11 protein-coding genes are annotated in these 14202 nt (G+C 63.2%); 3 read left to right on the plus strand and 8 right to left on the minus strand.

Annotation, left to right across the window (positions count from 1 at the left end; translation table 11 throughout):
* Positions 1-17: 17 nt before the first annotated feature.
* From HMI60_RS07255 to HMI60_RS07290, 8 genes are all read right to left on the minus strand, one after another.
* Positions 18-1274 (minus strand): NosD domain-containing protein, encoded by a 1257-nt coding sequence (locus HMI60_RS07255; protein ID WP_227453716.1) that lies wholly within the window; start codon positions 1272-1274, stop codon positions 18-20.
* 68 nt (positions 1275-1342) lie between these two features.
* A protein-coding gene (locus HMI60_RS07260; protein WP_094067111.1) for an IS3 family transposase occupies positions 1343-2730 on the minus strand; the annotation gives its coding sequence in 2 pieces (ribosomal slippage) (positions 1343-2388 and positions 2388-2730; 1389 coding nt in all).
* A 190-nt stretch (positions 2731-2920) separates the two neighbouring features.
* A complete protein-coding gene (locus HMI60_RS07265; RefSeq protein ID WP_193590840.1) occupies positions 2921-3862 on the minus strand; it encodes a carbohydrate kinase in 942 nt (313 codons plus the stop codon).
* 13 nt (positions 3863-3875) lie between these two features.
* Positions 3876-5435, minus strand: coding sequence for a glycoside hydrolase family 32 protein (locus HMI60_RS07270; protein ID WP_193590841.1), 1560 nt, complete (start codon positions 5433-5435; stop codon positions 3876-3878).
* A gap of 40 nt (positions 5436-5475) precedes the next feature.
* The gene (locus HMI60_RS07275) at positions 5476-6525 is read right to left on the minus strand and encodes a LacI family DNA-binding transcriptional regulator (RefSeq protein ID WP_193590842.1); all 1050 of its coding nucleotides are present in this window, start codon (positions 6523-6525) and stop codon (positions 5476-5478) included.
* A gap of 86 nt (positions 6526-6611) precedes the next feature.
* Positions 6612-7541, minus strand: a complete 930-nt coding sequence (locus HMI60_RS07280) for a carbohydrate ABC transporter permease (protein ID WP_227453676.1) — start codon at positions 7539-7541, stop codon at positions 6612-6614.
* On the minus strand, positions 7541-8428 hold the full coding sequence (locus tag HMI60_RS07285; protein WP_039239628.1) for a carbohydrate ABC transporter permease: 888 nt from the start codon (positions 8426-8428) through the stop codon (positions 7541-7543). Before HMI60_RS07285 ends, HMI60_RS07280 begins: the two co-directional genes overlap by 1 nt.
* Positions 8429-8502: 74 nt before the next feature.
* A complete protein-coding gene (locus tag HMI60_RS07290) occupies positions 8503-9789 on the minus strand; it encodes an ABC transporter substrate-binding protein (protein WP_193590843.1) in 1287 nt (428 codons plus the stop codon).
* A 317-nt stretch (positions 9790-10106) separates the two neighbouring features.
* Between HMI60_RS07290 and HMI60_RS07295 the strand changes: the two genes are divergently transcribed.
* The 3 genes from HMI60_RS07295 (at position 10107) to HMI60_RS07305 (ending at position 14178) form a co-directional block, all read left to right on the plus strand.
* On the plus strand, positions 10107-10292 hold the full coding sequence (locus tag HMI60_RS07295) for a hypothetical protein (protein ID WP_193590844.1): 186 nt from the start codon (positions 10107-10109) through the stop codon (positions 10290-10292).
* 64 nt (positions 10293-10356) lie between these two features.
* Complete coding sequence (locus tag HMI60_RS07300) at positions 10357-11562, plus strand: NosD domain-containing protein (protein ID WP_079581599.1); 1206 nt, start codon at positions 10357-10359, stop codon at positions 11560-11562.
* A gap of 27 nt (positions 11563-11589) precedes the next feature.
* The gene (locus HMI60_RS07305) at positions 11590-14178 is read left to right on the plus strand and encodes a GH32 C-terminal domain-containing protein (protein ID WP_370584100.1); all 2589 of its coding nucleotides are present in this window, start codon (positions 11590-11592) and stop codon (positions 14176-14178) included.
* Positions 14179-14202: the final 24 nt, after the last annotated feature.

Consider the following 14202-nt stretch of genomic DNA (forward strand, 5'->3'; position numbering starts at 1 on the left):
GGACAAAAACTGCCAGGTTAAGGGGTGGGACGGATGGCGTTGCTTGCCCGGTCCGCGGTGATTTGGGTTTCCCTGCCCGAGTCGAGGATGGTGTTCCGCGCTGATTCCCGGTCCACCAGGACCGCGGTCACGGCCAGGTCTTCAGCCGCGTCGGTGGTCAGCAGGGCATCCACCTGGGCCTCGAAGCAGTCGTTGCTGGCGTTGGCGTGCACGTTCAAGGCCACCACATGGTTGTTGGACACGAAATTGCCCGCGCCTTCACGCAAGCGGATGATGACCGGCGTTGCGCCCTCCGGACGGACGCTCTCCGAGTCGATGATCTGTGAAAAGTGGTTGCCGATCACCGAGTTGTTGTTGCCGCTTACACTGAGGACCCCGTGGAGGTCATCCAGCCCGTTATCGATCCCGAGGAACGGCGTCCAGGGCTCGTGGTCGCGGAGGAAGTGATTGGTGGCCACGAGGTTTTCCGAGCTGTTCCGCTCCAGGACCACCATGCCCGGATAGAAGGAATGCAGGCGGTTGTTGGTGATGCTGGAGCGCGTCACACCGCTGAAATGGACGCTGCTGGCACCCCGTGGGAAGACGTTGTTGGCCGTGACCAGGAGTCCGCCATGGTTCTCCGCATAGATCGAGCGGCCCTTGAATCCCGCGCCGATCAGGTTGTCCGTGATCTTCGATGCCTGACCCCAGCCTCGCAATTCGATGCAGCTTCCGCATTCGGCGATGAAGTTGTTGTGGATGGAGAGGGCATCGGCGTTGTGGATGGTCAGGGCGTGTTCGAGGTAGATGAAGCCCATCTCGTTGACCCGGAAGGAGTCGTTGGCGCTGGCAACGTGAATCCCGGTCTTGCCATTGACGTATGTGTTCTCGGCCGGAAGGTCAGAGCCGTCCGGGGTGAAGTGCAGGCCATCAATGCAGAAGTTGGCGAACTCCACCGAACTGATCCGGGGGCTGCCCGCACGCTCAACAAGGAACGCTGCTCCGCTGGCGGGGTCCGAGCTGTCAGCGGGAGGAAGATCCACCAGCACGCGGCTGCCGCCGGGCCACAGCTCATGAAGGTCGGACCATTCGTCCTGGGGAACGTTGAACCTGATGCTCGAGGACGTGAATCCGTGGCCTGAGCCCTGGATCCGAAGGAAGCTGATGTCGATCAGGACCTGCGTGCGCAGCCGGTAGTCGCCCGGTGGCAGGTAGATCACCGCACCGGGCTTGCCGCCGTCGTTCACATCTGTGGCGTTCTGGCGTTCCTTGACGTCGGCGATGATGCTGTTGATGACCTCGCCGACATCCTTGGACGGGTCGCCGGTGCGGAATTTGTCAAGGTAGTTGAGGCCGGTGGGTGTTAGGCGGCTAGCTCGATGCCGGTGTTGTCGGCGGGTTGGTTGATCCAGGCCGTCGGTGGGATGGCCAGGATCTTCGGATCGCGGTTGGTGGCGAATCGTTCGGGGTTGCGGGCGCGGGCGGCGGCCAGGACGAGAGCCCGCTCGCCAGCCTTCGCCGCGGCGAGGCCGTAGTGGACGTCAGCGGGGGTGTTCAGTCCGATGCCGGTGTGGTGGTGGTGATGGTTGTAGCCGGCGACGAAGTCGGCCATGAACGACCGGGCGTCAGTCAGGGAGCCGAAGCGTTCGGGGAACACGGGCGCGAACTTCAACGTCTTGAACCACGCTTCGGAGTAGGGGTTGTCGTTGCTCACCCGGGGCCGGCTGTGTGACTTGGTGACCTCCAGGTCCGCCAGGAGCGCCGCGACGGTCTTGGACGTCATGGACGTGCCCCGGTCGGCGTGCACGACCTGCGGGATGCCGTGGACCCCGAAGATCTCCTTCATCATCTCGGCCGCCAGGACGGCGGACTCGGCCGCGTGCACGTGCGCGCCGACGATGTAGCGGGAGTAGATGTCGATCATCACGTAGGCGTCGAAGTAGGTGCCCTTGATGGGCCCGGCGAGCTTGGTGATGTCCCACGAGTAGACCTGCCCGGGGGCGGTGGCGACGAGCTCGGGGATGGTCCGGGCCGGGTGGCGGGCCAACCGGCGGCGCTCCTTGATCTGCGCGTTCGCGGTCAACACCCGGTAGATCGTGGAGATCGACCCCAGATACACGCCCTCGTCGAGCAGGTGGGCGTAGATCTGGATCGGGGGCAGGTCCACGAACCTGGGGCTGTTCACGACCGCCAGGACCTCGGCCCGTTCCGCGTCGGTGAGCTTGTTCACCGGCACCCGGGCCCTGGTCACCACCGGGGTGCGGGGGCGGCGGGTCGCGGTCGCCCGCGACACCCCGACCAGGATCGCCGCGGCCCGGGTCGGGACCCCCGCACCGGTCAGCTCACGGTAGGTAGCCATCAACGCGTGGTGTGCTCGGAGTCGTCCCGCGATCTCTTGGTAAGCACGTCCAAGAGATCGTGTGCTTTTCCCATGATCACCAGCGCCGCCTCGGTCGTCACCAACCTCCGCTCGGCCTTGTCGAGCTGACGGCGCAACCGGGCGATCTCCGCCTGCTCGGCCGACAGCCGCCCGATCTTCTCCCCAGGTTGTTTCCCCGCGAGGACCCCTGCGTCACGCATCCGGCGCCACTCGCTGACCAGCGAGGAGTACAACCCGTGCTCGCGCAGGTACGCACCGCCCAGGCCGCTGGCGACGGCCACCTCGTAGGCGGCCAGGTGGTCAAGCTTCTGCGCCGAGGAGAACGACCTCCGCGAGGTCGGACCCCCCGAACGAGGTCCGGGACTGGGCATACGACCATCGTCGCGCACCGCGATCAAAGACGAACTCATGATGATTGGACTCCTGGTTCACGCCCCACGCTGGCGGACTTGCTATGAACCACCGGCCTCAACTCATCCTGACCCGTAGGGGTGGGCCAGGTGGTCACATCGTAGTAGTTGCTGCTGGACATGCTGTGGATCCTCGTGGAGTTGGGGGTGGTCAGGTGGCGGGCTGGTGTTCGGGCAGTTCGGCCAGCAGCTCGTCCGACGTCGGCGGGTTGGCGCCCGCACGACGGACAGTGATGGCTGCGGCCTTGGCAGCCCGGCCGCCCAACGACTCCAGGGCCTCCTCATTGAGTCGGTCAACTCCGGTCTGGAGGAGCCCGTAGATCAAGGCGGACATGTACGAGTCGCCCGCGCCAATGGTGTCAGCCACGGTGGACGTCACGGAGGGAACCAAGACCTGGGCGCCGGTGGTCGAGAGCATGGATCCTTCCGAACCCTTGGTCACCACCACGAGGCCGGTCCCAAGGCCCAGGATGCGCCGTGAAGTGTCTTCGAGGGACAGGCCCGGGTAAAGCCAGTGCGCGTCCTCATCACTGAGTTTGACCACGTCGGTGAAAGGAATGAGTTCCTCGAAAGTGGTGGTGGCCTGGGCGTGGCTGCCCACCAGGGCCGGCCGGATGTTGGGATCGTAGGTGACCACACAGCGTTGATGTACCTGCTCAAGAAGATCGCGCACAGTTGCCGCTCCGGGTTCCAGGAAGGTGGCAATCGATCCTGTGTGCAGGATCTTGGGCAGGGTGGTTGGGGTGATCCGGGGAAGGTCCCACTGAATGTCGAAGTCGTAGCGTGCTGAACCGTCCGACGCCAGGGTGGCGGTTGCCGTAGCGCTGCGGACGCCTGCGCGGGCACCGGCCAGGAGTTCGACGCCGGCACCGGCCAGGTGCCGCTGGATGGCAGCACCATGGTGGTCTTCTCCAATGGAGGTCAGCAAGGAGGTGGGCACGCCGAGCCTGCCGAGGCCGTAGGCCACGTTCGCCGGAGATCCTCCCGGATGCTCCGCGGTGCCGTGGGTCGAGACGACGATATCCACCAGGGCCTCGCCCACAACCATGACTTCGGTTGCCGGACTGCTGGTTGGCTTTTGGATGTTCTGCATTGGAACCTGCTCCTTAGGCGGGTGTTGAGACAACGAGCTTGAGAACTGTGGCGGTGCCGCCTTGGGCGGACAACCGGGTTTCCCGGCTGTCGGCATCCGGATAGACCAGGTCCGTCAGGACCACCGTGCCGTCCTGGGCGAAGACTTCCACGGAGCACTGGTCCACCACAATGAGCAGCTTAAGGACGCCGTCTTCCAGTGCAACCGGTGCGGATTCGACGGATGCGAACTTCCCGTGGAACGAGGTGTCCCCTGACTGGGTCCGGTCAAGGGTCAGCCTGCCGCTGCCGGGGGTGTAGCTCAGCAGGGTGCCTTGGCGTCCGTCGGAGCTGGCCAGCAGTCGCAGCTCAACACGCTCTGCGGTTCCCGCCGCGATCTCAGCCTCAATAACCAGCGCCGTGCCCGGTACGGCGTCCGGCAAGGCGAGGGCTTCCGACCCCAACTCGATGGTGCCCGCGCGAAACAGTTCTTCCTCCGGACCCGCGAGGACGGGGTACTGGACCAGCCGGGCGGTGCCGCTGGTTGAAGTCAGCTTCAGCTCGCGGGCGAGGGTCATGGAGGACCGCCACGGTGCTGTGGGCAACTGGTTGGCGTAGTCCCAGTTATTCATCCAGCCGATGATGATGCGCTTCTCATCCGGGACGTCGCTGAAGGACACCGCGGCGTAGCAGTCGCGGCCCCAGTCCAACCACAGGCATTGTTGCAGTGCCTCAGCCCTGGCAGATTCGTCCGGCAGGGAGGTGACTCCCGCTGGCGCCGCAAGGGAACCCGCGTCCGGAACGAAGCTGACGCCGTCGAACTGTCCTACGAAGTACTGTCCACCGGAACCTCCCGCGACAGCGCCGGGATTCACGTTGACGATCAGCACCCACTTCATGTCCTCAGGATCCCCGTCCACCGCCAGGGGAAAGAGGTCAGGGCATTCCCACTCACCGGCGTCGGCGTTGGCCGGGCCAAAGTCGCTCAGGAAGTCCCAGGTTTTGAGGTCGTCGGAACGGTAGAGAACCACCTTCTGCTGTTGGGCCTCGACGGCGACCATGACCCAGTACGCGCTCGCTCCGCTGTGGTAACGGAAGACTTTGGGGTCCCGGAAGTGGGCTGAGTCCCGGGTGAGCACCGGATTACCGCCGTACTTTTGCCAGGTCATTCCCGAATCGGAGCTGTACGCCAGGGACTGCGCCTGCGTGCCGCTGTGTTCGGTCCCGGGCTTGAAAGCGCTGGTATATATGGCCACCAAAGCCGGCGCCCCGGCTGTGCCGAAACCGGAGGTGTTGCCGTGGTCCACCACCACGCTTCCGGAGAAAATGTCCTCTGTTTCATCGCCTGCGATAGCCACGGGGTGTTCGGTCCAGCGCAGGAGGTCCGGGGAGGTGGCGTGCCCCCAGGACATGTTGCCCCAGACGCTGCCGTAGGGATTGTTCTGGAAGAAGAGGTGGTACAAACCGTCGTGGAAGACCAGGCCGTTGGGGTCGTTCAGCCAGGTGTCCTGTGCCGTGAAATGGATGGCAGGCCGGAACCTGGGAGTGACGGCCGGGGCTGTTTCCGGGCGTGCGGCGTCAAGGCTACTGGACATGTGGTGCGTTCCTTTTGGGACGTTGAAGGGCTGGTTGGGCTTACCGTGGAGCCGCGACCGAGTCACGGCGAACCAGGGGACAGCCCAGGACGGTGGGGTGGAGCGCCATTAAGGAAAGATCTTCTTTGCCCTCGATGGCATCAATAAGGTGATCCGTTGCCCAAGCCCCCATCTCGTAATGGGGGAGGGCCACGGTGGTAAGGCCGGGGTAGAGGTTGGCGGCAATGAGTTCCTGGTCATCGAAGCCCACAACGGAAAGGTCCATGGGAATGCTGAGCCCTAACTCGGCGGCTGCCCGGTAGGCGCCCATGGCCATCCGGTCGTTGTAGCAGAACAGTGCCGTCGGCACGTCAGCGCGGTCTTCCCGGGACAGGATCCGTTTGGCAGCCGCATAGCCGCCATGAACTTCGGAGACTTCGGACTCGACCGGTGCGGCATCGCCGTCGAGCCCTGCTTCGGTGAGCATGGCCCGGAAGGCCTGGAGCCGCTGGCGGGTGGCGGGTACGTCGTCGGTGTTGTTGATGAATCCAATCCGGGTGTGGCCGGCGTCCAGGAGTGCCCCAACGGCGGCGCGGGCGCCGCCGTCTTCGTCCGGGACCACCGCGGTGATGTTTCCGCCGATGGCCACGGAGTCCACCAGGACCGACGGTACGTTTTCCAGGTTCCGGGGAAGTTCCACGTTGCGGTGGTACATGGTGGCGTACAGGATCCCGTCCACCCGGCGCTCCAGGAGGGCCTGGACGTCGGCTTGCCTCGATTCGAGACTGGCGGAGCCCGGGGTGTTGATGATCATCAGGTTGTAGCCCCGGGCCTTGGCCGCCTCATCAGCGCCGAGGATGATCCGGCCTGCATGGGGTGTGGTAGCGATTTCCTCGCTGACCAGGCCGAGCATTCCTGTCCGCTGCGTGCGCAGGGCCTGGGCCAGGCGGTTGGGGCCGTAGCCGAGCTCCTCGGCGGCGTTCCGGACCTTGTCCCGGGTTTCACTGCTGATCCGCGCGTAAGAGACCTCGTTAAGGACGTGGGAGACGGTGGTGACGGACACGCCGGCGGCGACGGCAACGTCCTTGATACCGATGTTCTTGCTGCTCATGTGGCTCCCACGTCCTTATGGTTGGCGATGCCCCGGAAGGGCTATCAGTAGGCTACTCGTTGATGGTGGCAGTGGCCTTGGTGGCATTAGCCCTTGACTGCGCCCAGCGTCATGCCCGCGACGATCTTGCGCTGCAGCAGAAGTGTCAGCAGGATGACCGGAATCGAGTACACGGCGGCGAGGGCCGTCATGGATCCCCAATCCAGGCCGAACTGGGTCTGGAAGTTCGCGATCACCACAGGTGTGGTTTGCGAACGGATGGCGGTCATCAGGAGTGCGAACAGGAATTCGTTCCAGGATGCCAGGAAGGCGAAGATCGCAGTGACCGCAATGCCGCCGGACACTACCGGGATCACTACCCGCCACAGGGCGCCAAGCCTGCTGCAGCCGTCCACGGTTGCGGCCTCTTCAAGGTCCCGGGGGACGGATTCGAAGAAGCTGCACATCAGCCAAATGGAGAGCGGCAGAGAGATGGTGGTATGCGCAATGGAGAGGGCGATCGGGGTATCGGACAAGCCCGCCGAGGCCATCATGGACGCCAGCGGAATGCCGATGGCCACGGGTGGAACCATGCGGGTCACCAGTGCAGCCATGATGAATACCTGACCGCTGGGGGTCTTGTAGCGGGTAATGCCGTAGGCGGCCGGAACGGCCAGAACCAGCGATAGCAGGGTGCTGATGACGGCGGTCTGGATGCTGTTGATGAAGGATGCCACCACCCCGCTCCGGCCCAGGGCGTTGGTGTAGTTCTCCAGCGTCCATTCCCTGGGAAGGATGGTCGGTGGGACGGCGATGGTATCGATCGGCGTCTTGAAGGACGTGAACAGCAGGTACAGGAACGGGAAACCGTAGAGGACCATGGCCGCTGCCAGCAGGATCCAAAGGATGGTCCGGGTGCTGCGCCGGCCGGCTTCGAGGCCTTCGCGGTTGGCCCCGCGCCGCTTGCGCAGCGGCTGCGCTTCCGGGAAGTCCGACGACGGCGGGCTGGCTTTGGTGGTGACGCTCGTGGTGCTCATCAGTTGTCCTTTCCTGGCCGCCAGATGGTGGTCACTGCAACAAAGGCAATGGCGAGCATTGCGAGGAGGTAGATGGTGCCCATGGCACTGGCCAGGCCGGGGTCGCCGAAGCGGATCATGGTGCGGTAGATCAACAGGCTCATCGTCTCGGAGGCTGACTGCGGTCCGCCGTTGGTCTGGATGAGGATGGTGTCGAAGGCCCTGGCCGCATCGATTCCGCGGACCACCAGTGCAACGGCGATCACTGGGCGAAGCAGGGGAAGGATGATCCGGAACAGGAGTGCCGGAGCCCGTGCACCATCCAGGCGGGCGGCCTCAATCAGATCGCCGGGGATGTTCTGGAGGCCTGCGAAGAGCACCAGGCACATGAAGGACGTGGTGAGCCAGATGTCCGGGATGGCCACCGAGAACAGCACGATGTTGGGGTCGGACAGCCAGCCGATCTGGTTGGGGTCCGAAAGGATCCCTGCCTGGTGGAGGAGCGTTCCGATCAGACCGAAGTTGTCGATCATCAGGAACTTCCACAGCAGGCCCGCCACGATCGGGGCGATCATCAACGGGTAGAGGAAGACGGTCCGCCAAATCTGGGATTTCCTGCCCAGCGTGGTGAATAGCAGTGCCATGCCCAGGCCGAGCGCGAATTCGAGGGTCACCACCACCAGGGTGTAGGCGAACGTACGCCACCCGGCGCTGGTGAAGGCCTCGGAGGTGAAGGCGGTGACGTAGTTTTGGAACCCCACAAAATCGCGGGGCCCGCCGGCGATGGGGGAGATCTTGAAGAAGCTGTCTGCCACCAGGCGGAAGAGGGGGTAGGCCACGAATACGGCCAGGAACAGTGCCGCGGGCGTCATCAGATAGAGGGCGAAGCGGCGATCGGAGATACGCACGGTATTTCTTTTCTGCTGGTTGGGACCGCGGCCGGCACTGTCATTCAGTTGCTAACGGTGCCGGCCGCGGAGTTCTACTTCAGGAGGTCCTGGATCTGCTTCTTGGCATCGGCCAGGAGGGCTGAGGTGTCGCCACCGGCCACGGCCTTCTGCAGCAACGGGATCAGGACGGTATCAACGATCTGCTGCCACTTGGCGGTAGCGGGTCGGGTGGCCGTTGCCTGGCCGTTGAGGGTCTCGATCAGCGGCTTGAAGCTCTCGTAGCCAGGCTGGTCCTGGTATTTTTCAAACGCGCTGATACGGGAGGCCAAACCGAGCTTGGATTCGATTCCCTTGTCGTTGTAGTCATAGGCGCACTTGACGAACTTCTTGGCGGCGTCAGTGTTCTTGGTGGCTTTGGGAACGGAGAGGTACCACGGTCCCGGAACACCTGCGACGCCGGCGCTGCCGCCAATCATTGCTGCGGCTCCCACCTTTCCTGCCACCGGAGCATCGGCGGGAATCTGGCGGTAGGCGTGGGCCCAGAAGCGGGTCATGGCGGTCTTGCCCTGGTTGAACAGGTTTTGTGCTGCTGCCCAGTCAACCTGCGCTGCACCGCTCGGGGCATCCTTGGCCAAGCTCACGTAGAAGTCCAGGGCTTCCTTGTGGGCGGCGTTGTCGATGACCACATTGTTGTCCTTGTCCAGGACCATGGGGGAGCCCGCCTGAAGGACGTGGGCCAGCCATTCAGTTTCCACGGCGCCCTTGACGTCCGTGCCGTACATGCCGTCTTTGGTGAAGAACGCGGAAATGTCCTGGTACTGCTTCCACGTCTTGGGGGCGGCGAGCTCGTAACCGTACTTGGCTTGGAAGTCAGCCTTGTTCTTGGCGTCCTCGAACAGGTCCTTGCGGTACAGGATGATCTCGGCATTGGTCCAGGCCGGCATGCCGATGAAGTGGCCATCCACGTTGGCTTCCTTGACGAGGGCCGGGAAGATGTCCTTCTTGACGTCGTCCGTGAAGAGTTCGTCCAGGGGCTGCACGGCGTCCTTGAAGCTGGGAAGCCATACGGAGTCGAGTGCGGCGACGTCGAAGGAGACGTTGCCGGAGGAGAACTCGCTGGAGAGGCGGTTGAACATGCCGTCGTAGGGGAGTTCGACGAAGTTCACGTCGATGCCGGCGTCCTTCTTGCACTGCTCGGCTACGCCTGTCAGCTCGGCGTGGCCGCCGGCTTCAACCAGGACATTGATGGAGCTGGAGCCGCCCGATCCGCCTGAGGATGGTGCGGGACCGCCGGCGCCACAACCGGTGGCAACGAGTGCGACGGCGGTGCACAGCCCGCCGAGGGTGACGAGCTTGGAGATGGTGTTTCGAGTGGACATCGCTGTCGACTCACTTTCTCTTGAACGGAAATTGCAGAGAGATGGGGATTTCACGTCTTTGGCTTGAAAAATCGTTTTGCCAAAACGACTTGGCAATGACATTAGGGCCGGACGAATGCTTGTGTCAACTGTTTCCCGCGAAACTTTTCGGCCTCTTGACGGTAGGGATGGGATGCCCATAAAGTGATCCGCGCCACTCGACAAATCGTTTTGGCAAATTTTGGCTGATTTGGCACATTTTGGCACCGGGTGCGCCGCTGCCCATGAACCGGACACCGGCCCACTCCAAACCAGCCCCACGAGTTCGAAGGAGAACCATGGACCCATCCCCATCCCCATCGCTGAGCCGAAGGAGCATCCTCCGGTTGATTCCCGCTGCGGCAGTGGCGGCCACCGCCGTCGTGCTGTCCGCCAAGGAAGCTTTGGCGAAGGAGCCCGCCCGGCAGGCGGCCCCGGAGCACCCCGCAGTGCACGGGCACCGAGCCATCATCGGCATGCTCTAGCGCAACGCCAGCACTACGCAAGGCCACTCAAGCAGTACCCCCAACGATGTGAGGAGAACACGCTGTGACCACTGTCTACGACGTCACCACCTGGTCTGTCCCCGGAAACCCGTCCGCTACGCCCTACAACGACATTGGGCTCATCATCAACAGCATCATCGCCGATGTGAAATCCCAACAGACCAACCAGGCCTCCAAGCCCGGCGCGGTGGTCTACATCCCGCCAGGAGACTACTCGCTCAAGACCCGGGTCAACGTCGACATCAGCTTCCTGACCATCCGCGGATCCGGTCACGGCTTCACGTCCAGCAGCATCCGCTACAACGCAGGCAACACGTCCAGCTGGCATGAAATCAACCCCGGTGGCAGTCGGATCCGGGTGGAAAATACGGACGGAAACACCGATGCCTTCAGGGTTTACCGGACCGGCGACCCACGCCTGAGTTCCATCGTCTTTCAGAACTTCTGCTTGGACGGGGTGTCCTTCAACTCCAACCAGAACTCCTACGTCAACGGCAAAACGGGCATCCGTTTTGACTCCGCGAACGACTCCTGCCGGGTGGAAGGCATGGGCATGGTCTATCTGGAACACGGCCTGGTGGTCCGGGATACCGATGCCCTGAGTGTGAGCGGCAACTTCCTCGCCGAATGCGGCAGCTGCGTGGAGCTCACCGGATCAGGGCAGGCCTCCAAGGTCACCGACAACCTGATCGGCGCGGGCTACGTGGGTTTCTCCATTTACGCGGAGGGTCACATGGGCTTGCTGGTCAGCTCCAACAATGTCTTCCCACGGGGTAAGAGCAGCGTGCACTTCAAGAACTGCACGCGCTCCACCATCACCAGCAACCGCTTCCACGCGTTTTATCCCGGCATGGTCAACTTCGAAGGCAGCTGCACGGAGAACCTCGTGGGCGCCAACCACTTCCTGCGGCAAATGGAACCCTTCGATCCCCTCAAGCCCTACAACAATGGCCTGGATGACCTCTTTGGTCTGGTTCATCTGGCAGGAAGCGGGAACACGGTAACGGGCAACCACTTCAGCTACGACGTCCCCTCGGGTTCAGTGAGCCCGGCCGGCCAGAAACCCACCATCATCCTGGTGGCCTCCGGTGCCAACAACTACATTGCTGCGAACAACACCATCTCCTCGGTGGCGGCGAACACGGTGGTGTTGGACGGTTCAACCACCGGCACTAAGGTGCTGGACAGCGGCGGTACCGGTGAATTTGTGCACTACACCAGCTCCTACTCGTTCCGGGCAACCCCTTAGCGCCCGGCTGAGCAGGAAGGTCTGTCAATGATGACAAGACGCACCAAACCGCCGGTGGTCACCTCGGTGATAGCCGCCGTCGTGGTTTCCCTATCCCTCGCGACGACAAGCGCTCCGGCGCACGCCACCGATCCCGACCCCGCAACCCAGCAGTACCGGCCCTCTGTGCACTACACCCCGTTGAAGAACTGGATGAACGATCCCAACGGGCTGGTCTACAACAACGGCACCTACCACATGTACTACCAGTACAACCCCTACGGAACCACGTGGGGGAACATGAGCTGGGGCCATGCGACGTCCACGGACCTGCTGCATTGGTCCGAACAGCCCCTGGCCATCCCGCAGACCTTCAACGGCAGCGGACAGGCCACGGAGGACATCTTCTCCGGTTCCATCGTGGTGGATTCGCAGAACACCAGTGGCCTGGGCACAGCGCAAAACCCGCCGATGGTTGCCGTCTACACCAGCAATTTCACTGGCAACCATCCCCTCTATCCGGGGAAGCAAGCGCAATCGCTGGCGTACAGCACGGACAGCGGGCAGACGTGGACCAAGTACTCCGGAAATCCGGTGCTCAGCAGGAACACCACGGACTTCCGGGACCCCAAAGTGTTTTGGTACCAAGGTTCTGCCGGTTCCTACTGGGTGATGTCGGCCGTGGAGGCCAACGAGCACAGGGTCCTGTTCTACAAGAGCAGCGATCTGAAGAGCTGGACCTACCTGGACGACTTCAAGCCAGCCAATGCCACCGGCGGGCAGTGGGAATGCCCCGATCTTTTCCCCTTGGCAGTGGACGGCAACACCAACAACACCAAATGGGTCCTGGTGGTGAACATCAACCCGGGATCAGTAGCCGGCGGTAGTGGGGGGCAGTATTTCGTTGGAAGTTTTGATGGCACCACCTTCACGTCCGAAACCACCGATCCGGTAGACGTCGCTCCGCCGGGAAACGTGATCGCCGGGTTCAATGGCGGTAGCTACAGCGGCTGGAACGTGGGCAATGACCCGGCCAACCCCGGGGGCCCCTGGGGAAGTACGCCGGCCAGTGGAACGCTGACGGGCCAGCAAACCGTGACAGGTTCCATCGGTTCCGGGCTCGTGAACGGGTTCAACGGCGGAGACGTCCCAACCGGCACCTTGGAGTCGGCGCCGTTCACCCTCACCAAGGATTACATCAACTTCCTGGCCGGCGGAGGAAACCACCCGCGGCAACCGGGGGAGCAGCCAGGCAACGCACCGCCACCGGGCTACCTCTTGTTCGACGGCTTTGATTACCCGGGAACCCTCAGTGCCGCCGGCTGGCAGCTGACCGGAGACTTCGAAGCAGCCAGGAACCCGTCAACAGCGGGTGGTGAATACGCCATCGGAAAGCGCATCAACACCTTTGAAGGCGGACCCAGCGCAGATAACAACACTGGAACCATCACCTCACCGGAGTTCTATCTGACCAACACGAACATCGGGTTCCTCCTGGGCGGCGGCAACCGGACTGACGGCTCGCTCCAAGTGGAACTGTTGGTAGGCGGCGTTCCTGTCCGGAGCGCCACCGGCAGCAACTCGGGCGACCTCAACTGGAAGAACTGGGATGTCTCCCAGTATTACGGGCAGATCGCACGGATCCGGATCGTGGACAACGCCACAGGACCTTGGGGCCACCTGACACTGGACAATATGGTTCTGGGCTCTCAACCGGCGCAACCGCGAAGCAGCGAGACAACGGTCAACTTGATGGTCAACGGACAAGCCATCCGCACTACCACCGGCTCCGATTCAGAGCACCTCGACTGGAAAACCTGGGACGTCAGTGCCTACAAAGGAAGCCAGGCGACCATCCGGATCGTGGACAACAACCGTGGTGGGTGGGGGCACATCCTGGCGGACGAGTTTGTGGCTTCCGATATCACCCGCTTGGAACAGCACGACTGGCTGGACTGGGGGAGGGACTACTACGCGGCCGTCTCGTTCAACAACGTCCCGGACGGCAAGCGGGTCATGCTCGGCTGGATGAACAACTGGGACTATGGGCAGTCCACACCTACCAGCACTTGGCGGGGTTCCATGGCCCTGCCCCGCGAAGTCCAGCTCACGCAGACCAGCCAGGGCCCCCGACTCAGCCAGAAAGCCGTCCAGCAGGTGGATAGCCTGAAGAACACGGGGGCTGCCTACACCGCGACCGCACAGGACATCGCTTCGGGAACCAGCAGTCTTCCTATTTCCGGGGACGTGCTGCAGATCGACGCGCAGTTCTCGCCGGGAACGGCGACGGCGTTCGGGCTGAAGGTTCTGGGCGACGGCACGGAGGCGACCAGGATCGGCTACACGACGGGCTCCGGGCGGGCATTCATTGACAGGACCGCCTCCGGAAACGAGGGCTTCCACCCTGCGTTCGCGTCGCTGGACGACGCGCCGGTCCAGCTCATCAATGGCAAGCTCACCCTGCGGATCTTTGTGGACAAGGCCTCCGTGGAGGTGTTTGCCCAGGGTGGCCTGACGACGCTCACGGACCAGGTCTTCCCTTCGGCAGGCGCCAGCTCCCTGTCCCTCTTCTCGGAAGGAGGGACCGCCCGGCTCGAAAGCCTCACCGTCACGCCGCTCAACAAGGCGATGTGGTAAGCCGCCGTCGAGCGTTTTTGTACA

It is taken from the genome of Paenarthrobacter sp. YJN-D, from assembly GCF_015040335.1.
Classification (GTDB): Bacteria; Actinomycetota; Actinomycetes; order Actinomycetales; family Micrococcaceae; genus Arthrobacter; species Arthrobacter nicotinovorans.

What these genes read in the sequence shown, in the direction of transcription:
- HMI60_RS07265 (WP_193590840.1), bottom strand. Translation starts at nt 3,862, where the DNA reads ATGCAGAACATCCAAAAGCCAACCAGCAGTCCGGCAACCGAAGTCATG.
- HMI60_RS07270 (WP_193590841.1), bottom strand. Translation starts at nt 5,435, where the DNA reads ATGTCCAGTAGCCTTGACGCCGCACGCCCGGAAACAGCCCCGGCCGTC.
- HMI60_RS07275 (WP_193590842.1), bottom strand. Translation starts at nt 6,525, where the DNA reads ATGAGCAGCAAGAACATCGGTATCAAGGACGTTGCCGTCGCCGCCGGC.
- HMI60_RS07280 (WP_227453676.1), bottom strand. Translation starts at nt 7,541, where the DNA reads ATGAGCACCACGAGCGTCACCACCAAAGCCAGCCCGCCGTCGTCGGAC.
- HMI60_RS07290 (WP_193590843.1), bottom strand. Translation starts at nt 9,789, where the DNA reads ATGTCCACTCGAAACACCATCTCCAAGCTCGTCACCCTCGGCGGGCTG.
- HMI60_RS07295 (WP_193590844.1), top strand. Translation starts at nt 10,107, where the DNA reads ATGGACCCATCCCCATCCCCATCGCTGAGCCGAAGGAGCATCCTCCGG.
- HMI60_RS07305 (WP_370584100.1), top strand. Translation starts at nt 11,590, where the DNA reads ATGATGACAAGACGCACCAAACCGCCGGTGGTCACCTCGGTGATAGCC.